This is a genomic window from Hyphomicrobium sp. (genome assembly GCF_035687085.1).
In the GTDB taxonomy this organism is placed as follows: domain Bacteria; phylum Pseudomonadota; class Alphaproteobacteria; order Rhizobiales; family Hyphomicrobiaceae; genus Hyphomicrobium_B.
On sequence record NZ_DASRYS010000020.1, the window covers coordinates 18,135 to 39,215 of the forward strand.

General features: G+C 61.5%; 27 protein-coding genes. 9 read left to right on the forward strand and 18 right to left on the reverse strand.

Annotated elements, in window-relative coordinates; translation table 11 throughout:
• Window positions 1–21 precede the first annotated feature (21 nt).
• On the reverse strand, window positions 22–366 hold the full coding sequence (gene grxD, locus VFG26_RS16395; RefSeq protein ID WP_325027106.1) for a Grx4 family monothiol glutaredoxin: 345 nt from the start codon (window positions 364–366) through the stop codon (window positions 22–24).
• An 87-nt stretch (window positions 367–453) separates the two neighbouring features.
• Window positions 454–690, reverse strand: a complete 237-nt coding sequence (locus tag VFG26_RS16400) for a BolA family transcriptional regulator (protein ID WP_325027107.1) — start codon at window positions 688–690, stop codon at window positions 454–456.
• A 206-nt stretch (window positions 691–896) separates the two neighbouring features.
• Here VFG26_RS16400 and pqqA point away from each other — a divergent pair, with 206 nt between their 5' ends.
• Entirely contained in the window at window positions 897–986 is a 90-nt protein-coding gene (pqqA, locus tag VFG26_RS16405) for a pyrroloquinoline quinone precursor peptide PqqA (protein ID WP_015598411.1), read from the forward strand.
• 152 nt (window positions 987–1,138) lie between these two features.
• Here pqqA and VFG26_RS16410 read toward each other — a convergent pair whose 3' ends face one another.
• Window positions 1,139–1,921, reverse strand: a complete 783-nt coding sequence (locus VFG26_RS16410; protein ID WP_325027108.1) for a DUF2147 domain-containing protein — start codon at window positions 1,919–1,921, stop codon at window positions 1,139–1,141.
• A gap of 317 nt (window positions 1,922–2,238) precedes the next feature.
• Here VFG26_RS16410 and VFG26_RS16415 point away from each other — a divergent pair, with 317 nt between their 5' ends.
• The 3 genes from VFG26_RS16415 (at window position 2,239) to VFG26_RS16425 (ending at window position 3,376) form a co-directional block, all read left to right on the forward strand.
• Window positions 2,239–2,535 (forward strand): hypothetical protein, encoded by a 297-nt coding sequence (locus VFG26_RS16415; protein WP_325027109.1) that lies wholly within the window; start codon window positions 2,239–2,241, stop codon window positions 2,533–2,535.
• A gap of 244 nt (window positions 2,536–2,779) precedes the next feature.
• Window positions 2,780–3,088, forward strand: coding sequence for a hypothetical protein (locus VFG26_RS16420; RefSeq protein ID WP_325027110.1), 309 nt, complete (start codon window positions 2,780–2,782; stop codon window positions 3,086–3,088).
• A 21-nt stretch (window positions 3,089–3,109) separates the two neighbouring features.
• Complete coding sequence (locus VFG26_RS16425; protein ID WP_325027111.1) at window positions 3,110–3,376, forward strand: hypothetical protein; 267 nt, start codon at window positions 3,110–3,112, stop codon at window positions 3,374–3,376.
• 37 nt (window positions 3,377–3,413) lie between these two features.
• Here VFG26_RS16425 and VFG26_RS16430 read toward each other — a convergent pair whose 3' ends face one another.
• Window positions 3,414–4,202 (reverse strand): hypothetical protein, encoded by a 789-nt coding sequence (locus VFG26_RS16430; RefSeq protein WP_325027112.1) that lies wholly within the window; start codon window positions 4,200–4,202, stop codon window positions 3,414–3,416.
• A gap of 296 nt (window positions 4,203–4,498) precedes the next feature.
• On the opposite strand from VFG26_RS16430, the gene VFG26_RS16435 reads away from it, so the two are divergent.
• Window positions 4,499–5,284, forward strand: a complete 786-nt coding sequence (locus tag VFG26_RS16435; RefSeq protein ID WP_325027113.1) for a glycosyltransferase family 2 protein — start codon at window positions 4,499–4,501, stop codon at window positions 5,282–5,284.
• Window positions 5,285–5,331: 47 nt separating this feature from the next.
• Here VFG26_RS16435 and VFG26_RS16440 read toward each other — a convergent pair whose 3' ends face one another.
• The 5 genes from VFG26_RS16440 to copM (VFG26_RS16460) all read right to left on the reverse strand — a co-directional run bounded on the left by VFG26_RS16440 (window position 5,332) and on the right by copM (VFG26_RS16460) (window position 9,858).
• Window positions 5,332–5,790: an FKBP-type peptidyl-prolyl cis-trans isomerase gene (locus VFG26_RS16440; protein WP_325027114.1), complete on the reverse strand. Its 459-nt coding sequence runs from the start codon at window positions 5,788–5,790 to the stop codon at window positions 5,332–5,334.
• A gap of 61 nt (window positions 5,791–5,851) precedes the next feature.
• The gene (locus tag VFG26_RS16445) at window positions 5,852–6,406 is read right to left on the reverse strand and encodes a hypothetical protein (RefSeq protein WP_325027115.1); all 555 of its coding nucleotides are present in this window, start codon (window positions 6,404–6,406) and stop codon (window positions 5,852–5,854) included.
• A 10-nt stretch (window positions 6,407–6,416) separates the two neighbouring features.
• Complete coding sequence (purL, locus tag VFG26_RS16450) at window positions 6,417–8,636, reverse strand: phosphoribosylformylglycinamidine synthase subunit PurL (protein WP_325027116.1); 2,220 nt, start codon at window positions 8,634–8,636, stop codon at window positions 6,417–6,419.
• A gap of 231 nt (window positions 8,637–8,867) precedes the next feature.
• Entirely contained in the window at window positions 8,868–9,308 is a 441-nt protein-coding gene (gene copM, locus VFG26_RS16455) for a CopM family metallochaperone (protein ID WP_325027117.1), read from the reverse strand.
• A 172-nt stretch (window positions 9,309–9,480) separates the two neighbouring features.
• Entirely contained in the window at window positions 9,481–9,858 is a 378-nt protein-coding gene (gene copM, locus VFG26_RS16460; protein ID WP_325027118.1) for a CopM family metallochaperone, read from the reverse strand.
• A gap of 312 nt (window positions 9,859–10,170) precedes the next feature.
• Between copM (VFG26_RS16460) and VFG26_RS16465 the strand changes: the two genes are divergently transcribed.
• Window positions 10,171–10,560: a hypothetical protein gene (locus VFG26_RS16465; RefSeq protein ID WP_325027119.1), complete on the forward strand. Its 390-nt coding sequence runs from the start codon at window positions 10,171–10,173 to the stop codon at window positions 10,558–10,560.
• Window positions 10,561–11,000: 440 nt separating this feature from the next.
• On the opposite strand, the gene VFG26_RS16470 is transcribed toward VFG26_RS16465, so the two are convergent.
• From VFG26_RS16470 to purC, 5 genes are all read right to left on the reverse strand, one after another.
• Window positions 11,001–11,249 (reverse strand): hypothetical protein, encoded by a 249-nt coding sequence (locus tag VFG26_RS16470; RefSeq protein ID WP_325027120.1) that lies wholly within the window; start codon window positions 11,247–11,249, stop codon window positions 11,001–11,003.
• Between the two features lie 376 nt (window positions 11,250–11,625).
• Window positions 11,626–12,330: a phosphoribosylformylglycinamidine synthase subunit PurQ gene (purQ, locus tag VFG26_RS16475; RefSeq protein WP_325027121.1), complete on the reverse strand. Its 705-nt coding sequence runs from the start codon at window positions 12,328–12,330 to the stop codon at window positions 11,626–11,628.
• Between the two features lie 473 nt (window positions 12,331–12,803).
• The gene (locus VFG26_RS16480) at window positions 12,804–13,232 is read right to left on the reverse strand and encodes a hypothetical protein (protein WP_325027122.1); all 429 of its coding nucleotides are present in this window, start codon (window positions 13,230–13,232) and stop codon (window positions 12,804–12,806) included.
• Between the two features lie 21 nt (window positions 13,233–13,253).
• A complete protein-coding gene (gene purS / locus VFG26_RS16485; protein WP_325027123.1) occupies window positions 13,254–13,493 on the reverse strand; it encodes a phosphoribosylformylglycinamidine synthase subunit PurS in 240 nt (79 codons plus the stop codon).
• A 121-nt stretch (window positions 13,494–13,614) separates the two neighbouring features.
• Window positions 13,615–14,430: a phosphoribosylaminoimidazolesuccinocarboxamide synthase gene (gene purC, locus VFG26_RS16490; protein ID WP_325027124.1), complete on the reverse strand. Its 816-nt coding sequence runs from the start codon at window positions 14,428–14,430 to the stop codon at window positions 13,615–13,617.
• A 379-nt stretch (window positions 14,431–14,809) separates the two neighbouring features.
• Here purC and VFG26_RS16495 point away from each other — a divergent pair, with 379 nt between their 5' ends.
• Window positions 14,810–15,136, forward strand: a complete 327-nt coding sequence (locus VFG26_RS16495) for a DUF1476 domain-containing protein (RefSeq protein WP_325027125.1) — start codon at window positions 14,810–14,812, stop codon at window positions 15,134–15,136.
• Window positions 15,137–15,255: 119 nt separating this feature from the next.
• Here the strand turns inward: VFG26_RS16495 and VFG26_RS16500 are convergent, their stop codons facing one another.
• Window positions 15,256–15,840, reverse strand: coding sequence for an RBBP9/YdeN family alpha/beta hydrolase (locus VFG26_RS16500; RefSeq protein ID WP_325027126.1), 585 nt, complete (start codon window positions 15,838–15,840; stop codon window positions 15,256–15,258).
• A gap of 214 nt (window positions 15,841–16,054) precedes the next feature.
• Between VFG26_RS16500 and VFG26_RS16505 the strand changes: the two genes are divergently transcribed.
• Both VFG26_RS16505 and VFG26_RS16510 read left to right on the forward strand, forming a co-directional pair.
• Complete coding sequence (locus VFG26_RS16505; protein ID WP_325027127.1) at window positions 16,055–16,543, forward strand: ferritin-like domain-containing protein; 489 nt, start codon at window positions 16,055–16,057, stop codon at window positions 16,541–16,543.
• A 194-nt stretch (window positions 16,544–16,737) separates the two neighbouring features.
• Complete coding sequence (locus tag VFG26_RS16510; protein ID WP_325027128.1) at window positions 16,738–17,268, forward strand: hypothetical protein; 531 nt, start codon at window positions 16,738–16,740, stop codon at window positions 17,266–17,268.
• A gap of 5 nt (window positions 17,269–17,273) precedes the next feature.
• Here VFG26_RS16510 and VFG26_RS16515 read toward each other — a convergent pair whose 3' ends face one another.
• From VFG26_RS16515 to VFG26_RS16525, 3 genes are read right to left on the reverse strand one after another with little or no spacing between them, the layout of a single operon-like run.
• Entirely contained in the window at window positions 17,274–18,791 is a 1,518-nt protein-coding gene (locus tag VFG26_RS16515) for a glycosyltransferase family 39 protein (protein ID WP_325027129.1), read from the reverse strand.
• A complete protein-coding gene (locus tag VFG26_RS16520) occupies window positions 18,788–19,954 on the reverse strand; it encodes a glycosyltransferase family 2 protein (RefSeq protein ID WP_325027130.1) in 1,167 nt (388 codons plus the stop codon). Before VFG26_RS16520 ends, VFG26_RS16515 begins: the two co-directional genes overlap by 4 nt.
• Window positions 19,948–20,685 carry a phosphatase PAP2 family protein gene (locus VFG26_RS16525; protein ID WP_325027131.1) on the reverse strand — a complete coding sequence of 246 codons (738 nt, stop codon included), beginning with the start codon at window positions 20,683–20,685 and terminating at the stop codon, window positions 19,948–19,950. The genes VFG26_RS16520 and VFG26_RS16525 overlap by 7 nt, the downstream gene beginning before the upstream one ends.
• Window positions 20,686–21,081 lie beyond the last annotated feature (396 nt).

The window sequence follows — 21,081 nt, forward strand, 5'->3', positions numbered from 1 at the left end:
ACTGGAAGTTCGCAGGCCGCCTTAGGCGTGCTGGTGCGAGTGGGGGATGCCCTTGGCGCAGACGAGATCGTGAAGTTCGCCGGCCGTATACATCTCGCGCATGATATCGCAGCCGCCGACGAACTCGCCCTTGACGTAGAGCTGTGGGATCGTCGGCCAGTTGGAGAAGGTCTTGATGCCTTCGCGGATGCCCTGATCTTCGAGAACGTTCACGTCCTTGAAGGGCACGCCGAGGTGCTCGAGAATCTTCACGGCGGTCGCCGAGAAGCCGCACTGCGGGAACTGCTTCGTCCCCTTCATGAACAAGACGACGTCGTTGTCGGCAATCGTCTTGGCGATCGTTTCGTTGACCGGATCAGAGGCCATCCTGAGGCTCCTATATTGCGCAGGGCAGCCATAGGCGGCGCACCTGTTTTTCACTCATTCGAGATGTGGGCGAGAGCGGCCCGATAGTCAATCGGGCGGCAGCGCGGTCGTGAGCTGCAGGGCGTGCAAAACGTTGCCCATGTTGCCGCCGAGCGCGTCGTAGACCATCTGGTGCTGCTGGACCCGGCTTTTGCCCTTGAAGGCGGCCGAGACAACGTGAGCGGCCCAGTGGTCGTTGTCGCCTGCCAAGTCTTTGAGCGCGATCTGGGCGTCGGGAAAGCGGGCTTTGATCATCCGTTCGATGTCGGCCGCGGGCATTGGCATCGGTCTTAAAACTCCGGGTTCAGGTCGGTTGCGGGCGGGGGGAACCTTGCCGCTTTCGATCAGGGAGGGCAAGACCCGCGATCAGCGCATCTTATAGGATTGTCACGCGATTGCGATTGGACGTTATCAGGGCGCGTAGCTATGTTGTTGTGCATTGAGGACGCATGTTCTCGAACGCTAATGCTCGAAGTCTAATGGAGGACACCATGAAGACCTGGACCAAGCCCGCAGTACGCGAGCAGGAAGTCGGCCTTGAAGTTACGTCGTACCTTCCGGCTGAGATCGACCTCATCTAAGTCGATACTTCCGATTTGAATTCGAGCACGGCGGCAGGACACCTGCCGCCGTGTTTTTGTATGCGGCGGAATCAAACACCCGCCGCGGGGGGAACGCAGCGGGTGTTTAGTAAGCCGAGGTGGGGGGGACGCCCCGGCTGCTGCGAGCAGGTTTACTGCTCGCAATCTACTGTGACCTTGACCCAGGGCAGGTCGAGTTTGCACTTGCCCGATTTGGTCTTCGTCCAAACCTTGTCGAGTTCGAGGCCTCCGAATTTCATGCTGCCGCTATCGGCGGCGGCGCCGTGATCGTTGTCATAAACGCTGTTTACTTCGGCAGTTTTGTTGTTTTTCACCGGCTGGTCTGCTGATTGCGCAGGGGCGGGTGCTTTGACTTCACCGGCTTTCTGCGTGTCCGCGGCGGGTGATTCTGTCGTGGCTGCGGCCTGCGCTTTCTTCGTGTCCGTGGCCTCCTGCGTGGATGCTGCGGCTGGTTGCGCTGCTGCTGGTGCGGATGATGGCGCCGGCGCCTTGGCATCCGTCTGCCCGCAGAGCTGGAGGTCAGCAGGCGCCGGTTTCCAGATCATCGTCTTCGATAAGAACCGCAGGCCGGAGTAGCCGACGACCTTGAGATTGCCGTTCGCCAGCGGCGTCAGCTCGACGCTGTATTTGCGGCCGCGCTCGGGCGAATAGATCCAGCCGTTGTCCCAGCGGCCGCCGCCGACGGGCGCGACATCGCCGATGATCTGTTTGCCGCAGCCGTTCTGGTCTGTTTCCGATTTGACCCACACGACGTTGCCGCAAAGGGCCTCGCCGCATGGCTTGATTTCGACCGCGCCGCGGCCGGTGTCGTCGAGCCAGATTCCGGTCGGATCGGCGGCTGCCGATGCGCTATCGAAAACGGCGGGTGCTGCCAGGGCGACGAGCGCCGATGCGATGTACTTTACTGCGCGCATGAGACGATCCCTTCAGTGAATAGTGCAGTTTGTTTCAGCTCTTGCTTGTTCGTGTGTGGGGGCTTTTTGCACCAAGCTGTGCCGGAACGATGTTCCGTATGAGACAGCCCGTTTTCGGAGCATCAGCTCCCGTATTTTTTACGGTGCCGCGCGAATGAGCGGCTGAGCCATGAAACGATGTCTAGGCCTCTATTGTAACGGATCGCGTGCGTTTGCAAAACACTAGCGCACATCGAGCGTCGTCGGGTCGCACGAGTCGCGCGCTGATATTTTTCATCGAAATGAGTGCAATTCCTTCCAAAACGGAGTGTTTTTGAATGCTGAAGCCATTTTTTGCAGCGGTTCTGTTGGCCTCTTCCTCGTCACTGGCGTTCGCGCAGGACAGCGACATCTCGACGAAGGAGATGAGAGATCATCCTGGCGTGAAAGGCAGCGGGAGTACGTCCAGTCCGACGGCCAAGCCGCACTCGGGAAGCCTTTCGGAGAAGCAGATGCAGGAGGAGCCGGGCGTCAACAGCGATAGAACCGGCCGTACTGACAATCCGAACATTAAGCCTGCGGACGGCGGTTTATCCGGCGCTGAAATGGAGCAGAATCCGGGCGCTCGCAAGTGAACAGAGGATCTTGGAAGAAGAACAATTCTTGTGTGCGCAAGCGATAGATAGGAGGAGGGCGAGCGTTCGCTTTCGCTCCTATTTTTTTGCGCTTCTCACGAACGCGTTTGCCGGCCGCTCAAGGCAGGTTAGGCCGTTTCCCTTATGAGACGCATATACTTTCGCGCCCCTCGCCCCATCGAAAACTTATGCGCTCATTTCTAGATTCTTCATCGCGCAGTTGATGCGCTGAGCGGTGAACATCATGACAAGTGAAACCAAAAGCTTCGACGTCCGCGAAACGAACCTCGACGCCGAGACGTTGGACAATCAGAAGAAACAACGTGAGCGGCAGACCGCGTTGATCTTCGCAGTGCTGATTGGGGTTCTCTCCAGCACCGGCATCGTTCTGATTGCCACTGGCGACCGGCCGCGGGAGCCATTGCAGATGTCGGATTGTGCCGCACTCGAACCCGGAACGGCGCGGCTTGCCTGTTTCGATGAACTGTCGCGGCATGCAACGTCCGAACCCTTCAAAGGTGCGCCACCAGCCGAGGTCAGCGGGAGAAAATAAGTTCAAGGAGGATCGCTCGTCATGCCACCCAGCCTGCGCCGCACGCAGCTTCTCGATTATTCGGTCCTACACAGTGCGAGGCCTGAAGGGCCGGCGATCGGCGCACTCGATGGCCGTGAGTTTACGGAATTCGTGCGCGACGCGTTCGGCCGTCTGTTCGTCTACTCCGGCGTCGCGCCACGGCGCAGCGATGGTGCGTTCGATGAGGAGGCGCTGGGACCCGGCGAGTTCATCGTGCCGCCCGGCCTGATCTACCGGTATCACGGAAAAGTACGGCGCGCGGCTTAGATCGTGCGCAGAGGACTTGTTGAAGCTTGGGTCTGCTTTACGCAAAGGCGTCGAGCTCTAATCGTCCCCATTGCTTTGCCACCCAGCCGCTTTTCGGCAGTGGTCGCCAGTAAGTGCTCCGCCACATGTGCACGCACAGCGTATCGGCCGCGATCATGCTGTCGATCACGCCGGGCTCGTCGGCCCGGCGGATGATGCTGTCCTGGCAGGGCAGCGGATAAATCACGCGCTCGGGCTTGGCGAGCGAGATCACGTTGGTCGCACTGGCGAAGTGCGTCAGCGCATCGGGTCCGTACTTTGGTTCGGGATCAGGAACGCCTGTGAATGGCGCGATCTTCGCCGTTGCTGCCTTCAGCGTGCGCGCAATCTTCTGACGCGTCGAATGCCATGGCATGACATAGCGAACCATCGGGCGCTTGCGGCAGAAGCTCAGGTACTGGCGCAGCAGCTCACTGCCGGCAGGGATACGGAGCAAGGAATTCCCGAGGCGTCCGCGCCCCTGCCATCCGAACAGATACGGATCATCGGGGAGATGTTTCAGGAAAATCACGTCGAGGTCGGTCCACGTGCCGAGGCCCTGGGCCAGAGCTTCGAGACGGAAGTGGTCGGAGAAGTGCGCGGGCATGGTCGCACGCAACTCGGCGAGGGCAGGATCAGCCCGGGTGATTTTTCCGGCATCTTCGACGCGGCAGCCCAGAGCAGAGCTCAGAGCCCCTCGATCGCCATAGGTGTAGACGGTCAACTCGTGATCGGTGGCGATCGCGGAAGCAACGCTGAGCCGTTCGAGCCATGTCGGACGTCCGGACCAGTACGAAAAAAGCTTCATTCGCGGGTCTCGCCGTTACCTTTGAGCGGAGCATAATCGTCAAGTTCGGGCTGGTCCATCGAGATTGAAGCGGCGAGATCGTCTCGCCTCTGCTCGATCGTCTTTGAGCCACACTATCGCTGGGGAGGGCCGCTGCGGTCGCTGACGGGGCCAAGCTTGCCGGGCGCTGAAATGGGCGGGGCTGTCCATCTTGGGACGTGACAGCGAATCAACTTAGCATCCGCGCGCAAATCGTCATTGAGGTGAACGGAAGCGAAGGGCGCCCGAGCGACAGCGCGATTGCAGGATGCAGCAGCATGCGGACCGTCATCTGCCACTTCTTCAATGAGGAATACATGCTGCCGTGGTGGCTTGATCACCACCGGCGTATTTTCGATCACGGCATCATGATCGATTACCACTCCACGGACTCCAGCCGTGAACTTATCAAAAAGTTCTGTCCCGACTGGGAGATCCACACGACGCGCAACGCCTACTTCGACAGCGCGTGCATAGATCGCGAAGTCGAAGACTACGAGAGGACGTGCCGGTCGTGGCGCATGGCGCTCAACGTGACGGAATTTCTCTACGGAAACTTTCAGCAGCTGGACAAGGTCATCGCGCCGACCCGGCATTTCATCGGCAACTACGTCTTCGTCGATCCTATGGACGGGCCGCCGCCTTCCTATGACCGGCCGCTGCACGAGCAGGCGACGTTCGGGTATTACGAAGATGATCCCCGGGCCGTCATGAAATTGAACCTCGGCCTGAGAGCGAGCCGCCGTCTTCACAATTACGCAACGCCCTATCCTGAGCGCGGCGGGCGGCACTATCATCAGACACCGACGCTCGATGATCTTGCGATTTTCTATTACGGGTATTCGGTTTTGAACGAGGAAGGGATTGCGCGGAAGCTGCAGATCCGGACGAAGATGAGCCCGGATGAGATCAAGACACACGGTGCGGAGCATCCCAACACCGTCACGCGCGAAAAGTATCTCGGCAATATCGATCGCTATCACCGGCCGCGCTGCAAGGATCTGACGGCCGTCATCGCGAAACTCGCGCAGTATCAGTATCCGAAAGAGCCGGCTTTGGCTTAATCGAAGCACGGCACCGGGTGCCATGCTTCGCTTCGTTTGAGGCCGGACTACTTCACGTCCAGCAATTCGACATCGAACATCAGCGTCGCGTTGGGCGGGATGACGCCGCCGGCGCCGCGTGCGCCGTAACCCAGTGCGGGCGGAATGATGAGCGTGCGCTTGCCGCCGACCTTCATCGAGGCGACGCCTTCGTCCCAGCCCTTGATGACGCGTCCCATGCCAAGGGGGAATTCGAAGGGCTGGCCGCGATCGACTGAGGAGTCGAACTTCGCGCCCTTCTCGCCATTGTTATAGAGCCAGCCCGTGTAGTGCATCACGCAGGTCTGACCGGTTTGCGGCGTGGCGCCGGTGCCGACGTTGGTGTCGATAATCTGAAGCCCGGATGGGGTCGTGGTCATTTGCGATCCTTGTGGTTCTGCGTTGGCGGGATTGGATGTTGCGAGAGCGATGGGCGCGGCCAGCAAGAGAGCTAGACTGGCGGTTGTCGCAAAGCGTGAAAGTCGCATTCGGCCTCCATGTTCCTCAGGCAGTGCTTGGCACGCCTTACGGTCGCGCCGGATGTCGAGTTCAAGCCCGCACGAGGGGCTGGTAGCGCCAGCGGGGCACCATCAGAAGCGCGGCAGTCAGCATTGCGCCCATGATAGCCGTCGTCGCCGCGAGACTGGCAACGTAGGGATGGTTCGGGTTCGTCTTGATGGCGACGATGATTGCGATGGCGTGGCCGCCAGCTGTCAGCGCTGCGGATGCGAAATCGTGATAGCGGCGCGCGCTGTTCGCCGAAGTCACCCAGCGTGGATCCGTGTTGAAGCTCGGCAGGCGTTCATGGGCGTTGCCCAGCTGCTCGAGCTCGGAGAGAAAACGGCGGATGTTGGTCAGCGCCGCTTCCGATTTAAAGTTCAGGAAAAGCAGGCACAGCGAGGCGAGCGGAAAGCCGAGCAGCAGCCACGGGAGCGCGCTGGTGTCGGGCTGTTCGGGGCCCGCGTGCGATAGCGCAACCATGGCCGCGATGAGCGAGAGCGTCATCGTCACGTACAAGGCCAGCGCCTGCTGCCGCTGAGAGATGCGGGCGTTGGCCTCCTGGGCAGCCGCGATGAAGCGATAGTTTGCGTCTACCGTCGACATGCGGCTCACCTCATGCGCCCAATTCGCCCTGCATCAGTTTTGGCAGAAATTCTTCGTGCGCCGCCCGGAGTTCGGCGAGCGGCAAGGGGGCTTCGCCGCGCAGCGCGATCGCATCGCCGCCGACGCGGCCGATGATGCGCGCGGGGAGTTCGAGGAGGCGGGCACGCTCCACGACTTCCTCGGCCTTCTGCGGCGTGACCTCCACGACGTAGCGGCCCTGATCCTCGCCGAACCAGATGGCGTGGGCGGGGAGCTTGCCTTCGTAGGGGTAGAGTTCGACGCCTAGGCCACCCGCGAGCGCCATTTCGGCGACGGTGACGAGCAGGCCGCCATCGGCGCAGTCGTGGACGGCGAGTGCGCGGCCTTCACGGATGAGTGTGCGGATCAGACGGCCGGCCTTGATCTCGTCTTGCAGATCGACGGGCGGCGGTGCGCCCTCGAACTTGCCCGTCGCCTGGCGCTGGTAGAGCGACTGGCCGAGATGACCATCCTCGCTGCCAATCACGATCAGCATGTTGCCTTCGCTCTTCAGGCGAATGTCAGCGATCTTCGTCCAGTCGGGCACGAGGCCGACGCCGCCGATGGCAGGCGTGGGCGGAATGCCGACGCCGTTCGTTTCGTTGTAGAGCGAGACGTTGCCCGAGACGACGGGAAAGTCGAGCGCGGTGCAGGCCTCGCCCATGCCGCGGACGCTCGCCACGAACTGGCCCATGATCTCGGGCCGCTCGGGGTTGGCGAAGTTCATGTTGTCGGTGATCGCGAGCGGATCGGCACCGACGGCGGTCAGGTTGCGCCAGGTCTCGACGACCGCCTGCTTGGTGCCTTCTTCCGGATCGGCGGCGACGTAGCGGGGCGTCACATCACAGGCGATGGCGATGCCCTTCTTCGTGCCGTGCACGCGGACGACGCCGGCGTCGCCACCGGGACGGCCGACCGTGTCGCCCATCACCATGTGATCGTACTGCTCCCAGATCCAGCGGCGCGAGGCGAGCGCAGAGCTGCCCATCAGGTCCTTGAGCGCGCCGAGGGTGGACTTAGGCGCCGGCACCCACTCAGGGAGAATTTGGGAGGGCTTCTTGGGCTCGATGTAAGGGCGCTTGTACATCGGCGCGGAGTTGGCAAGCACGGGGACGGGCAGATCGGCTTCGACCTTGCCCTTGTGCTTGATGATCATGCGCTGGGTGTCGGTCGTGTGGCCGATGACGGCGAAGTCGAGGCCCCACTTCGTGAAGATCGCCTGCGCTTCTTCCTGCCGCTCGGGGCGCAGGATCATGAGCATGCGCTCCTGGCTTTCCGACAGCATCATCTCGTAGGCCGTCATGCCGGTTTCGCGCTGGGGGACGAGATCGAGGTTGAGTTCGATGCCGACGCCGCCCTTGTCGGCCATTTCCGAGGTCGAGGAGGTGAGGCCGGCCGCGCCCATGTCCTGGATGGCGATGATTGAATCGGTCGCCATCAGCTCGAGGCAGGCTTCGATCAGGAGCTTTTCGGTGAATGGGTCGCCGACCTGGACGGTCGGACGTTTTTCGTCGCTCTTCTCGTCGAACTCGGCGGACGCCATGGTGGCGCCGTGGATGCCGTCACGGCCGGTCTTCGAGCCGACGTAGACGACCGGCAGGCCAACACCCTTTGCGGCCGAATAGAAGATCTTGTCCGTGCGTGCGAGGCCGACGCACATGGCGTTGACGAGGATGTTGTTGTTGTAGCCCTCGTCGAAGTTCGTCTCGCCGCCGATGGTGGGTACGCCCGTGCAGTTGCCGTAGTGAGCGATACCGGCAACGACGCCGCCGACGAGGTGGCGCGTCTTCGGGTGGTCAGGTGCGCCGAAGCGGAGCGCGTTCATGTTGGCGACGGGGCGCGCGCCCATCGTGAAGACGTCGCGCATGATGCCGCCGACGCCGGTCGCGGCACCCTGGAAGGGCTCGATGTAGGAGGGGTGGTTGTGGCTCTCCATCTTGAAGACGACGGCGTCGCCGTCTCCGAGATCCACAACACCGGCATTCTCGCCCGGGCCCTGAATGACCTTCGCGCCGGACGTCGGCAGCGTCTTCAGCCAGACGCGGGAAGATTTGTAGGAGCAATGCTCGCTCCACATGACCGAGAAGATGCCAAGCTCGCAGATCGAGGGCTCGCGGCCGAGAATTTCGAGCAGGCGCTCGTATTCGTCGGGCTTCAGGCCGTGCTCGGCAACGATTTGGGGCGTGATCTTTCGCGTGGTCGTTTCGGTCATGAGGGTCTCGTCGGGCGCTCGGATTGCGTCCGCTTATATGGGCTCGGAAACGGTTTGTCGCCTTCGGGCTCAGATGGGGCCAATGGCCAAACGTCGCGATGGCCGCAGGGCCCGGATTTCGGGGGCTCCGGCGGCTCTAGGCAAGGGCTTTGCCGCGGGGCTGGCGCGCCGGCGTTATCCCCGGAACCGGGGGGATGGGGGAGAAGCAGAACTCGCGGGGGGCGAAGCGGGCTATGGCTGTTTGGTTGCTCCGGCGTTCTTGCGGAGCCAATCGCGCATTTTGACGACCTGACTGCCCTGAGACTTGATGATGATCTCTGCAAGTCTCCTGATGCGTGGATTTTTTCCGTACTGGAGTTCGACCTTCGCCATGTTGATGGCGCCCTCATGGTGTGGGATCATCTTGGCGACGAAATCGACGTCCGGGTTGCCGGTGTAGTCCACCGCCTTCATGGCCTCGTCCATCTTCTTGATCGCCTCCTCCATCGCTTTGGTGGAGGGCGCGTCCTGAGGATTGGTGGCGGCTTTGTTTTCTCCCGTGGGCTTATTCTCTCCCGTGGTTTTATTCTCTCCTGCCGGGGTCTGGCCGGTCTGAGCCATCGCGGGTGAGGCGGCTGCGAGCCCCAAGCAGATCAGAGCCGTATAGTTCTTGTAGTTTTTGTAGTTTTTCATGAGCCTTCCTTTCGCGCGAAAAGGCGACCGGCAAAGGCTCATGAATAATTCGGCCGAGGTTGGAGATCCGGCAACTTACGCGCTCGTATTTGATCCGAGTTTTGCGTGCATTGAAGCTGCGCTTGGCCCGGCCTCCAATAGCCGCTGAGGCGTCCGCCGCTGGCTCCGAAAGCTACTTCTTGTGCTTGGCGAGCCAGGCGTTCATGGCGGCGATTTCCGGCTCCTGAGCCTTGATGATGTCCTCGGCGAGCTTCCGCATCTCGGGATCCTTGCCGTACTGCAGTTCGGCCTTGGCCATGTCGATTGCGCCCTGGTGGTGGGCGATCATGCCATTGACGAAATCGACGTCGGCGTCGCCCGTGTAAGGCTTGGACATCGCCGCGTGCATCTTCTGGTTCACGGCTTCAAAGGCCTTCGATGAGGGCGAGCCTTCGGCACTTTGGGCCGGCTCCATTTGCATGTGATCGGAGTGGTCCATGTGGGTGTCTGCGGCCAATGCGGGTGCGATGGCGGTGAGGCCGAGACAGATGAGAGCCGCGATGCGATCCATGGCGTGTCCTTTCGTGAGCGTAGGTTCGTGTGGGGCTAACCCGATGGCCGGGTGAGACGGCGAGAGGCCGGCAAATTTCCGGCAACTTTCAATTTTGACGTTTCTTCTACACTCATTGGATGTGGCGCTTTCCGTCCTACCCGTTCGGACTGTGACCGTTTCGCGCTGCAAAACTCGCAGTTCGGAATTGCACGCATGATGATTTTCTTCATGCAGACAGTGGCTTATTTCCTCGGTCCAGCGACGACGTCACGTCCAGACAATTGTGCGCGGATTTGAACTCGCCCGCTTTAGACAGTGGAGATCCTGTCAATGACACGTTCCGCAAAACTCTCAGGTGTTGTGCTTCTTTCGAGCTTGGCTCTGCTTCACGGTGCTCGCGTCTCGTCGGCTGACGAGGTGACCGCGTATCACGTCGCGCCGCTCAAGGGCGTTACCTTGGCTGTCGGGGCGAAGCGGGCTGTGGGCTATTACACCAACACCGGGAATGCCTGCCATCTGACGCTCACGGTGGCGGACCCGTTCGGCGATGCGGACAAGGCTGCTTCGGAGCCCGTGCGCATCAACCTGACGGTCGGCGAGGGTACCTCGGCGCGCGTCGATGCGCTGGAGGGTGCGCTTGCCTTCGCGTGTGCCCAGGGCGCGTCAACTATGGTCATACAACCCGTTCAGCAGGTGGCATATAACGCGCTTGCGAAATAACACGACTTCCTCGACGCGCTTCCAAGTCCACGCTTGCTAGTCGTTCGAGATTGGGGCGGGAGTTGCAACTCCCGCCCTTTTTTATTCGTACTAATGTATTGTTCTCACTGCGATTTTCCTCCGGGTACCGTCTGTGTGCGGTGCATGGGAGGCTTGCCAATTTGCCTCTGGCGCTTTCAGGGGCGATCGCATATCTACACCGTAGAAGAAGCGGCCCGGGGGCTTATCCCGGGATCCGGTTCGGGATTGAGCCCGGCCGGATAGCTCAAAACAGGTGATTTATGATGGCCATGGTGCTCGCTGTGTTTCAGTCGCTGAGGTCGGCGCAAGCCGATCCGCGCAAAAACCGGCGGCGCGGGAACGTCCGCTAAAGCGGATCGTTCGTCTGCATGGAAAAGGGGCCTCGCGGGCCCCTTTTTTGTTGCTCGGCTTTCGATTGATCACCAGCCGCCTGGGAGGGTCCGGGCGGGCGCCATCGAGAACGCGCGCCGGGATTTGAAGCGCGGCGCCGACGCCATGCGGATGAGGCGCTGCTTCGTCATCTGCCGAAGGTTTTGCGACAGGCGGAGATAGAGCTGTTTCATGCGAATGAGCCGGACCGGGCTCGGAGCGCCAGAGCGCTGCTCGCGATCGATCATTTCGCGAACCCAGGCAAGGCGTTCGAGAAGGGTGATGAAGCGACGGGACATTGAGAATTTTCCTCCGGATTCTGGAGGTATGCCCGGGTAGTTTAGTCACGCAGCACCGGGCACACCCGATGCGGTCCGACATCGCAGCACCGTCATGGCGCTGCCAGAGGGGCCCGGCCCCGCAATCCCGATAGAGATAGTACGGCTAAGCTCAGCTCCAAGGGGTGGTTGGAAAATGCCTTGGAAAGATCACAATGCGGGCAGCGCGGTGGCGTCGCTTCCGAGATTGTCATCCTCGGGCTTGTCCGAGGATCCTTCAGCAGCACGCACAAACCGTGAGGCACGATGGATCCTCGGCATAAAGCCGAGGATGACAGGTGGGGAGGCGAGGCCTACGCCGGCATGGAGTAGGTGTGGTGCTTGCGCGCCGGTTTGTTCAGGCGACGGCTTCGAGGGAGGAGAGCAGCATGCTCTCGAAGACGCGGCGGCCGTCGGTGCCGCCGAGAGCCTTCTCATAGAGGCGCTCGGGATGGGGCATCATGCCGAGCACGCGGCCCGTTTCGTTGACGATGCCCGCGATATTGCGCTGGGCGCCGTTCGGGCAGTTCTCGGCGATCGCATTGCCGGCGGCATCGGCATAGCGGAACGCGATGCGGCCTTCGCCTTCAAGACGGTCGAGCGTCTCGTCGTCGGCGAAGTAATTGCCTTCGCCATGCGCGATCGGCACCTTGATGACTTCGCCCTGGCGATAGCACTTCGTGAAGAACGTCTGGTCGTTCTCGACCTTCAGGAAGACGTCGCGGCAGATGAAGTGCAGCGAGGCGTTGCGCAGCAGCGCGCCCGGAAGCAGGCCCGACTCGCAGAGGATCTGAAAGCCGTTGCAGATGCCGATGACGGGCGTGCCGGCTTTCGCCTTGGCGACGACGTCCTTCATAATCGGCGAGTGCGCGGCCATCGCGCCGCAGCGGAGATAGTCGCCGTAGGAGAAGCCGCCCGGCAGCACGATCACATCGGAGGCGGGGACGCTGGCATCGCCGTGCCAGATCATCTTTGGGGCGAAGCCGGTCACGCGCTCGATCGCGGTCTTGACGTCGCGGTCGCAATTGGAGCCCGGAAAGACGATGACGGAGGCGCGGAGCATTCGCACTGACCCAAGATATGAAGGATGACGGTTAAGTAGTGGGACTTGGGGTGTGTGTCCACCCGCGAGACTGTCTCAGGCTGTTGGTGTTCGCAACGGGTTCGGTGCGAAGACCTGTCCTAGATCTTCACCCCACCCCCGACCCCTCCCCGTGAAGGGGAGGGGAGAAGGGTAGAGCGTCGTCCTTCCTGTCCGTGAGGGAGAGGGGAGAAAAGCGGGGCTCGCGTCTTTCGTTGAGGACAGGGAGAACTCACGCGTGTCGAGGGGAGAGTGTGCGGCTTTCCTTCCACGTTGAAGGGAGTGACCGCGTCTCTTCTTCATTCCCCTCCCCCTTGCGGGGCGGGGTTAGGGGTGGGGGCCGATTGCGAGATCATCTTCGGGCGGGCGATGCGAAGGCCGCCAAGATCCGTGATTGTCCTCGGCCTGGACGGATCCCCGCCTTCGCGGGGATGACGTTCGAATTGGTGCGACCGTTACGGCGCGCCGAGGGGGGAGAGTTTTCTTTTTTGTTCTTCGACTTCGGCGCGGGAGAGGTTGGTCAGGCGGCTGTCTTCGGCTTTGGTTTCAGCGAGCAGTTCCGCGAACGAGGCCTTGTCGCCAAAGCCGCAGGCCTTGCTTTGAGCCGTCCACACGCCCGTCACCTGCTTCACGAATTTGCGGAGGACGACCGTGGGATGTGCGGTCTGGCCCGGCCGCGTGAAGGTGATTTCGACGCGCCAAACATCCGGCTCGGCGAGCGCGATGACGTCGTAGTTGCTGTCGCTTCGCTGTTCGGCGCCCGGAAGCCAAGCGGCCCAATTGCGCAGCGCTGCGAAGTTCAAGCTGCAGTCGAGGTCAGGGGGCGTGCTTGCTGGCTGCGCCAACGCCTGGCAGGGCGTGAGAGCGGCCAAGGCTAGCGTCATCCGCAACCTTGGCCCCATGGCTCAACCGATTTCGTAGGTGTAGTTCTCGATGACCGTATTGGCGAGCAGGTCCTTGCACATCTGCTCGACGATGGCTTTCGCCTTCGCCGGATCGCTCTCGGCGAGATCGACCTCGATGTACTTGCCCTGACGGACGTCGCCGACGCCCGTGATGCCGAGCCCCTTGATGGCGCCTTCGATGGCTTTGCCTTGGGGATCGAGCACGCCGTTCTTCAATGTGATTTTGATGTGGGCTTTCATCGTCGTTCCAAATCGTCATCCCGGCCAAGCACGAAAGAGCCGGGACAGAGCGATGAGCTATAGCACAATTTTGGGGATCTGCGTCCCGGATGGCCTGACGGCCGTCCGGGAGACAGTGAGCTTAGTTCGGCTTGCCGTTGACGGGCGCGACCGGACCGTTGGCCGGGCTGTTCGACGCGACGAGCACGGGGCCCGCACCGCGCGGACGGGGCGTTTCGGTCAAGACGCCGAGGCGGCGCGCGACTTCCTGATAGGCCTCGAGAACGCCGCCCAGATCGCGGCGGAAACGGTCCTTGTCGAGCTTGTCGCCCGACTGGATGTCCCACAGACGGCAGCAGTCCGGGCTGATCTCGTCGGCCAGCACGAGGCGGATCTGCTCGTTGTCGTAGAGACGGCCGAACTCGACCTTGAAGTCGACGAGGCGGATGCCGATGCCGAGGAAGAGGCCGACAAGGAAGTCGTTGATGCGCAGTGCGAGCTGCATCATCTCATCGATCTCTTGCGGGGTTGCCCAGCCGAAGGCGGTGATGTGCTCTTCCGACACCATCGGATCGTTGAGCTCGTCCTTCTTGTAGTAGAACTCGATGATCGAGCGCGGCAGCTGCGAGCCTTCTTCAAGGCCGAGGCGCGATGACAACGAACCTGCTGCAACGTTGCGCACAACGACTTCGAGCGGCACGATCTCGACTTCACGGATCAACTGCTCGCGCATGTTGAGTCGCTTGATGAAATGCGTGGGCACGCCGATCTCGCCGAGCTTTGCAAAAATGTACTCGGAGATGCGATTGTTCAGAACGCCTTTGCCTTCGATCAACGCGTGCTTCTTCGCGTTGAATGCGGTCGCGTCGTCCTTGAAGTGCTGAATAAGAGTGCCCGGCTCAGGACCCTCATAAAGGACCTTCGCCTTGCCCTCATAAATTCGCCGACGCTTGTTCATTCCTGGACCTCTGAGGATCAACAGCTTGCTCTCACTCATTGCGACACAGATCTTTCACGAGTTCGTAGACGGACGCTGACGCCTTGATTCTCCAACGGGTTTTCTTCATGTCGGGGAAGAAGCGGCGCACCTTTTCGCGCTCGGATGTCTTGGCCGGACACTAGCCGATGGAGGGGGGCGACACAATGTAGACCATGAGCCGCAGCACCTCTTATGGTGACCGGATGCCAAGCCGTTGATTTAGCTCATGGCAAACGGTAACCGTGCGGCTAGGTATGCATTTGAGGGGCCTCTGCAATACGCCAAATGCGTGCAATGGCGGTCTATGCAACCATAAGTAACACCATGCCGGCGGGTAGTCCGGGCGAGGAGATGACGCATGACGACCTTCGATAATCGCGAGCGGGGATACGAAAACAAGTTCGCCCATGACGCCGATCTTCGCTTTCGCGCGGAGTCGCGTCGCAACAAGGCGCTCGCCGAATGGGCCGGCGCGAAGCTGGGTCTCACAGGCGAAGCGCTCGACGCGTACGTGAAGGACGTTCGCAAAGCCGACCTCGAAGAGAAGGGCGATGACGACGTGTTCCGCAAAGTGAAGGCTGATCTGGCCGCCAAGGGCCTCACCGTGAGCGACGTCGAGATTCGCACGTTCATGGACGAAGCGCTGGCGAAGGCCGTGAGCGATATCGAGTCGGCAAAGAGCTAAGCCACTTCGATCGGCGTTGGTGACTCCGCTTCGCGGAGCCGGCCGCCAACGCCGAAGTCCAATTCTTGAAGCGGGGCTCATGCGGGCCCCGTTTCTTTTTTGCCGGCGTGACGCGCTCGTCAGCCGAGCTTTTTCAGAAACTGTCCGAACTGCAGCAGCCCTTCCGGCCAAGGGCCGTGGCCGGATTCGATATTGATGTGTCCGCTTTCGCCAGCGTCACTCAACGTGGCGCCCCACTTCTCCGCCAAGTGCTCGGCGCGCGCGTAACTGCAATAGAGATCGTTGTTCGCCACGACGACGTGCGCGGGAAACGGCAGGCGCCGTTCCGGCATCTTCTCGAAGCCACCCGCGCCTTTTGCAGGCGGCCATCGCCTGCCGCCCGTGTCCGGCCAGAAATCGGCGTGATCCAAATCGGCGGGGGCAACGAGAAACGCGCCGATGACGCGATTGCGCTTCAGCTTGTCGGCGGCAAAGACCGTCGCGGCAACGCCGACCGAATGCGCAACGACGACAACCGGCTGCGTGGCGCCGCCCGCGAATTTCGCCATGCGGTCGCCCCAGGCTTCGACCTCAGGGTTATCCCAGTCATGTTGGATGACGCGGCGCGCGGTTTTGAGATTCCGCTCCCAGCGGCTTTGCCAGTGATCGGGACCGGAGTCCTGCCAGCCGGGTACGATGAGAATGTCGACTTCCGATGTTTTCATGCGCCGATCTCATTAACCGACGGCGCGCGCGGATGGAAGAGCGGCACAGCATCAGGAGCGACAAGGACACGAGCCTTAACTGCTTTGTACGGCGCAGTTTCTCGCGGCGGCAAGCCTATGGCAGACGCCGGGCTCAGGGATTTGAACTGGGAACCGCAGGCGAGGCGGAGCGTTGGCGGGTACGCACCATTTGCAGTCTGAGGAGACGTCGCCGATGAAAATCACGAACCTGGAAGACCTGTTCAATCATACACTGGAAGACATTTATTACGCCGAGAACAAGCTCGTGAAGGCTCTGCCGAAAATGGCCAAGGCTTGCGAGTCCCCGCAGCTCGCCAAGCTTTTCACGACCCACGCGGAAGAAACGCAGGAGCAGATCGCCCGTCTCGATGAAGTTTTCGAGGCGCTGGGCCGTAAGCCCAAGGCAACCGAATGCCCGGCCATCAAGGGCATCCTGGAAGAGGGCGAAGAGCTGATGTCGGAGATCAAGGATCCCGAGACGCGCGATGCCGCGATGCTCGCTGCCGGCCAGGCGGCCGAACACTACGAAATCACCCGGTATGGCACGCTCGTCTCATGGGCGAAGCTGCTCGGCCACAAGGACGTCGTAACGATCCTCGAGAAGACCTTGAAGGAAGAGTACGGCGCCGACGACAAGCTGACGAAGCTTGCGGAGACCAAGCTCAACAAGCAAGCGGCTTAATCCACGACTCCGTTACAGTAAGAGACGCCGTTGCACTCAGTGCAGCGGCGTTTTCCTTTGTGGCGCGGGCTTCATTTCTTGGTTTCCGGACAACCGCGCATACTGATTAAAAATGCTGGCAATATCTCAACCGTAAGGAAGGAGCTCGCCTTTAAGTAGCGTAACTTCACTGTTTCTCAGCATGAGGATTACGCATGAGCTTCCTTTCACGTTGTGCTGTGGCGGCCGGTTTCGCGGGCGCGTGTTCGCTTACTCTGCTTCTCTCTCCAGCTTTGGCCGATGTCAGCGCGGTGGTGCAGTCCTGGCGGACGGACGCCGGGTGGCTGACCGAGCTTAGGAAGCATGCCGATGGCGCCCTGGTTTGCACCACGGGCAAGGCCTTCCGTGATCCCAATACGTTCGGCCTTTCAATCGTCCAGAGCGGGCCGACCATGCTGATCACGCTGGTCGATGAAGCGTCGCCGCCGTCAACGGGCGGCCCCATGCGGTTTTCTGCCGGACCGCAGGAGCTGGGCGCGCTGGCCTCGATGACGGAAGGGCCGGCGTTCGCGACGACCGAGCAGGAGAGCGGGAAGACCCGGCGGCTCATTTCCGATTTGCCCGATCAACTCGTGACCATCGCGGTGGCTGACCGCCAGTATCAAGCGGACCTCACGGGCCTCACGATCGCGCGCGAGCAACTGCGGGTTTGCGAGTCCGAAGTGAAAGCGGCCGAGGCGCAGTAAGAGCGCTACCGGACCGGTGGCGCAGGGGGATCGGAGACAAGGTAGAGAACATAGGTAGCGCCATTGGCGCTACCGTTGGGGCGGCTGAGTTCTCCCAGCGGTTCGATCTTGCGGAACTTCTGCTTCAGTAAGGGCATGTCCACCCGTCTTGCCAGTTCGACGTAGAGCGCGGGCTTTGCCAGTAGAGCCGGATCGGGCGGGGCCAAGTATTCGTAGCGAATACGCTCGTCGAGCTGGATGACTTCGCTACGGCCCTTGAGCGCGAAGGCGAGTTGGCCGGTCGTCGCGTAGCTGGAGGTCGCGACCCAGCCGGCGTTCGTTTCGCGGCGCTTGGCCTCGATGGCGTCGGCCAATTGGGGCCAGCCGCGCATCTGCTCCGTGCGATCGACGGAGGCCGTTCCCAAGGGCTGGACGGCTTGTGCGCAGATGGCAGCCGTCATCGCGAAGCCGAGGCCGATGGCGGCCAGGAACACCGTGCGCCGCCATTTCATTGAGACGCCGGTCAGAGCGATGGCGGCGCAGATCGCAAGCGATGGGTAGATGGGCGCCGGCCAGTTGCCCTGTACGCGATCATGCAGCGCGTGAACGGTGAAGTAGATCAGCATCGGCCAAATTGTTGCGGCCAGCAGAACATCGCTACGGCTTTCACCGCGGCCGGCGATGGCCGCGCGCGTGACACTGACGAGACCCATAAAGGCGAGCACGGCGATGATCGGGCTCATCAGCGCGAGAAACACGCCGATGTATTCGGCCATGTAGACGCCCGGCGCGGCGGTGCCGCTGTTGGCGACGCGTCCGAACTGTTTTCCGAACGAGGCCCAGCCGTGCTCGGCGTTCCATATGACGACGGGGCTCGCGAGTGCAGCCGCTATGACGCCGCCGAGCCAAAGCTCGATTGAGCGGAACCATTTGCGGTTCTGCGGCGATGCGACGAGCCAGAGGAGCAGCGTGCCGCCGAGGAAGAGGTTCGTGTACTTCGACAGCAGACCAAGGCCGGCGAAGAGCCCGATCGCCAGCCACCATTTCGGATTTTGGCTGTGGTCGAGTTCGGCGAGCGCCCAGACGACGAGGCCTGCGAACAGCACCGAGGGTAAGTCCGGCGTGACGATGATGCCGCCGACCTGAAGCAGCGGCATCGCCAGCATGATCCAGACCGCGCGGCGCGCGATGTCCGCGCCGTAGAGAAGATATGCCGTCCGCCAGAGGATAAAGGCGCCAAGCGCACCGATGAGGGGGGCGAAGAGGCGCCCGCCGAGCAAGGTGTCTCCGGCGATGGCGCGGCCGGCGGCAATAATCCAGCCGACCATCGGCGGATGATCGAGATAGGAGAGCGCGGGGCTCAGCGACCAGATGCGATAGTAGGCTTCGTCGTCGACGAAGCCTATGGTGCCTGCGAGAGCGATGCGGATGGCGGTCCATGCGGCAATCGCCGCGATCAGGATGGCGTTTGCCGTGCGTGTATCGATGCGCTGTTCGTAGCGTCGTGAACCGGTTGCGGCTTCGTTGATGCGAACGACCGTCATCGGCGCCAAGTGAGAGCAGAACTGACTGCGTAATTGAAGACGGCCGCCATCAGTGCGCCCGCAATGCCGGCGCGCCACCACGTGGCGTCGTGACTGTAGACGAGATCGGCAACTCCAATGTTGGCGACGGCTCCGATGCTGCACACCACATAGAATGTGAGGAGGCCCTTCAAGGCCTCGATGCCGCTCAGGCGGCGATCGCGAAACGTCAGCGCGTTGTTCAAGAAGAAGTTGAAGGTCATGGCGACGACAGATGCGAAGATCTGGGCGGCGTTGAAGGTTGTGCCGCTGATATCCATGGCAGCGCGAAGCGCTACGAGGTGAACGGCGAGGCCCAGCGTTCCAACGAGCGCGAAGAGGACGAACCGCGGCGGCACCAGGTTGCCCGAGACCTTGGCGAGAAGCAGGCCGAGAAAATCTGCGATCACGAGCCCGTCGAGCTTCGATTTGCCGGCACGGCGGGGCCGGAAGACGTAGGGGATCTCCTGGATCCGAATGCCGGACGGGGCGGAGGCCAGAATGTCGAGAAGGAGTTTGAAGCCGCCCGGCGACAGGTTCGGCGCGATGGTGTCGATGAGGCTTCTTCTGATCATGAAGAAGCCGCTCATGGGATCGCTGACGTTGGTGCGCAGAAGCAGGTTGGAGAGCCCGGTCGCAAGCTCGCTCGAGATGCGGCGCGCTGTCGAGAAGCCTTCACGGGCCTCGCCCGATTGGCTGTAGCGCGTGCCGATGACGAGGTCGGCCTTGCCGCCTTCGATATCGCTCAACATGCGCGGCAACAATTTCTCGTCGTGCTGCAGGTCGGCATCGACGACGGCGACGATGTCGGCTCCGGAAGCGAGCATGCCTTCGATCACGGCGCCCGCCAGGCCACGCCGGCCCACGCGGCGCATGGCGCGGACGCGGGGATCGTTGACGCCGATCGCGCGGATGGCGCCCATCGTGCCGTCGGGGCTATCGTCGTCGACGAAGATCACTTCCCAGTGGATGGACGTCAGGGCTCTGTCGAGCGCGGCGATCATCGGAGCGATGTTGCCGGCTTCGCAATATGTCGGAATGACGATGGTGAGGCGGGGCCGGGGACTGGCCGCCTGGGCCAACGATACAGCCGGGCCAATCGTATGCGTAGAGAGCGTTGCTGCGGCAGGTTTGGATGTCACCATGAGCACCACCGGGACAGGAAGTTTGGAGGTCCGGTCTTGGGACCCGTTCCACCTGTACGCGATATCCAATCAAAAAGCAGGTAGATCCCGGCAACAGTCGCTGCCATTACAACGCCCGCAAATATGACGTCGGAGAGAAAATGCGCGCCTTGCGACATGCGCACCAACCCTGAAAACAATCCGCCGAGCACACCCGCCAAAATCAGTCTGCCGCTGATGCCGGTAAAGAGAAAGGCCGCAGCGAAGAAAGCGGCGTAGGCCATCGAGGCTTCGCCGGCGACGAATGAACAGTTCCTGTGGCACTGCTTGGATGGGACGAGCGGTGGCGTGAACGTTTTGGTTCCGCCGAACTCCACGAGATGGACGGGGCGTGCGCGGCCCCAGTTGTCTTTCAAAATGGCGTTGCTGACGACACCGGGGCCGATCGCGAGGCAGGTTGCGAGAAAAAGCCATTTCGGTGCCGCAAGGCCGAGGCTTGGGCGCCGGCGGAGAACGGACATCCCCAGACCGCAAGCGGCGAGCGTGCAGAAGGCTACGAAGAAGATATAGAGCGTCAAACGGACCACGTCGGCGATGGTGCTGGAAGCGCCGTAATAGATTCCGCCGCCCTTGCCGGCGAAGACGCCGTTGCCCTCGTAGAAAAAGGCCGCCGTGCGCATATCGATCTGAGGGAAAAGTTGAAAGACAATGGCTGCAACTGTCCCGACGATCGCCGCGCCCAAAAGGAGCAACGTCGCGGCTCTATCCTTCTCGTGCGCACTAGAGCCAACTCGGGGTCTGTCCGCGATCATGATGTCCGAGGGACTCAAATTTTTTCTCTCCGCCCGAGGGCTCGCTTAAACGGTCGTCTGATGCATGTCACGCTGTCCCGTTCAATCCACACAGCTTAGGCAATTAGGCTGATCACGGATCAATCAATTCTGGACGGCGGTCTTCCAATTTGAGGAAAAGGGGTTGCAGGACGAGATAAAGGGCGCCCGCTGAATGGCGCCCTTTATTCTGCGGCCTACTTTCAACCGAAGGGATGGCCCGCCTCAGCATCAATCCCAGCCCCGGCACATCGCATGCCGAAGGCTATGGCTGGTGAAGATGACGGTGGCGTGTCAGGTTCATTACGGTTGAATGGC

Excerpts from the sequence above, each read along its gene's own strand:
- grxD (WP_325027106.1), bottom strand. The coding sequence starts at position 366 with ATGGCCTCTGATCCGGTCAACGAAACGATCGCCAAGACGATTGCCGAC.
- VFG26_RS16400 (WP_325027107.1), bottom strand. The coding sequence starts at position 690 with ATGCCAATGCCCGCGGCCGACATCGAACGGATGATCAAAGCCCGCTTT.
- pqqA (WP_015598411.1), top strand. The coding sequence starts at position 897 with ATGAAGACCTGGACCAAGCCCGCAGTACGCGAGCAGGAAGTCGGCCTT.
- VFG26_RS16410 (WP_325027108.1), bottom strand. The coding sequence starts at position 1,921 with ATGCGCGCAGTAAAGTACATCGCATCGGCGCTCGTCGCCCTGGCAGCA.
- VFG26_RS16415 (WP_325027109.1), top strand. The coding sequence starts at position 2,239 with ATGCTGAAGCCATTTTTTGCAGCGGTTCTGTTGGCCTCTTCCTCGTCA.
- VFG26_RS16420 (WP_325027110.1), top strand. The coding sequence starts at position 2,780 with ATGACAAGTGAAACCAAAAGCTTCGACGTCCGCGAAACGAACCTCGAC.
- VFG26_RS16425 (WP_325027111.1), top strand. The coding sequence starts at position 3,110 with ATGCCACCCAGCCTGCGCCGCACGCAGCTTCTCGATTATTCGGTCCTA.
- VFG26_RS16430 (WP_325027112.1), bottom strand. The coding sequence starts at position 4,202 with ATGAAGCTTTTTTCGTACTGGTCCGGACGTCCGACATGGCTCGAACGG.
- VFG26_RS16435 (WP_325027113.1), top strand. The coding sequence starts at position 4,499 with ATGCGGACCGTCATCTGCCACTTCTTCAATGAGGAATACATGCTGCCG.
- VFG26_RS16440 (WP_325027114.1), bottom strand. The coding sequence starts at position 5,790 with ATGCGACTTTCACGCTTTGCGACAACCGCCAGTCTAGCTCTCTTGCTG.
- VFG26_RS16445 (WP_325027115.1), bottom strand. The coding sequence starts at position 6,406 with ATGTCGACGGTAGACGCAAACTATCGCTTCATCGCGGCTGCCCAGGAG.
- purL (WP_325027116.1), bottom strand. The coding sequence starts at position 8,636 with ATGACCGAAACGACCACGCGAAAGATCACGCCCCAAATCGTTGCCGAG.
- copM (WP_325027117.1), bottom strand. The coding sequence starts at position 9,308 with ATGAAAAACTACAAAAACTACAAGAACTATACGGCTCTGATCTGCTTG.
- copM (WP_325027118.1), bottom strand. The coding sequence starts at position 9,858 with ATGGATCGCATCGCGGCTCTCATCTGTCTCGGCCTCACCGCCATCGCA.
- VFG26_RS16465 (WP_325027119.1), top strand. The coding sequence starts at position 10,171 with ATGACACGTTCCGCAAAACTCTCAGGTGTTGTGCTTCTTTCGAGCTTG.
- VFG26_RS16470 (WP_325027120.1), bottom strand. The coding sequence starts at position 11,249 with ATGTCCCGTCGCTTCATCACCCTTCTCGAACGCCTTGCCTGGGTTCGC.
- purQ (WP_325027121.1), bottom strand. The coding sequence starts at position 12,330 with ATGCTCCGCGCCTCCGTCATCGTCTTTCCGGGCTCCAATTGCGACCGC.
- VFG26_RS16480 (WP_325027122.1), bottom strand. The coding sequence starts at position 13,232 with ATGACGCTAGCCTTGGCCGCTCTCACGCCCTGCCAGGCGTTGGCGCAG.
- purS (WP_325027123.1), bottom strand. The coding sequence starts at position 13,493 with ATGAAAGCCCACATCAAAATCACATTGAAGAACGGCGTGCTCGATCCC.
- purC (WP_325027124.1), bottom strand. The coding sequence starts at position 14,430 with ATGAACAAGCGTCGGCGAATTTATGAGGGCAAGGCGAAGGTCCTTTAT.
- VFG26_RS16495 (WP_325027125.1), top strand. The coding sequence starts at position 14,810 with ATGACGACCTTCGATAATCGCGAGCGGGGATACGAAAACAAGTTCGCC.
- VFG26_RS16500 (WP_325027126.1), bottom strand. The coding sequence starts at position 15,840 with ATGAAAACATCGGAAGTCGACATTCTCATCGTACCCGGCTGGCAGGAC.
- VFG26_RS16505 (WP_325027127.1), top strand. The coding sequence starts at position 16,055 with ATGAAAATCACGAACCTGGAAGACCTGTTCAATCATACACTGGAAGAC.
- VFG26_RS16510 (WP_325027128.1), top strand. The coding sequence starts at position 16,738 with ATGAGCTTCCTTTCACGTTGTGCTGTGGCGGCCGGTTTCGCGGGCGCG.
- VFG26_RS16515 (WP_325027129.1), bottom strand. The coding sequence starts at position 18,791 with ATGACGGTCGTTCGCATCAACGAAGCCGCAACCGGTTCACGACGCTAC.
- VFG26_RS16520 (WP_325027130.1), bottom strand. The coding sequence starts at position 19,954 with ATGGTGACATCCAAACCTGCCGCAGCAACGCTCTCTACGCATACGATT.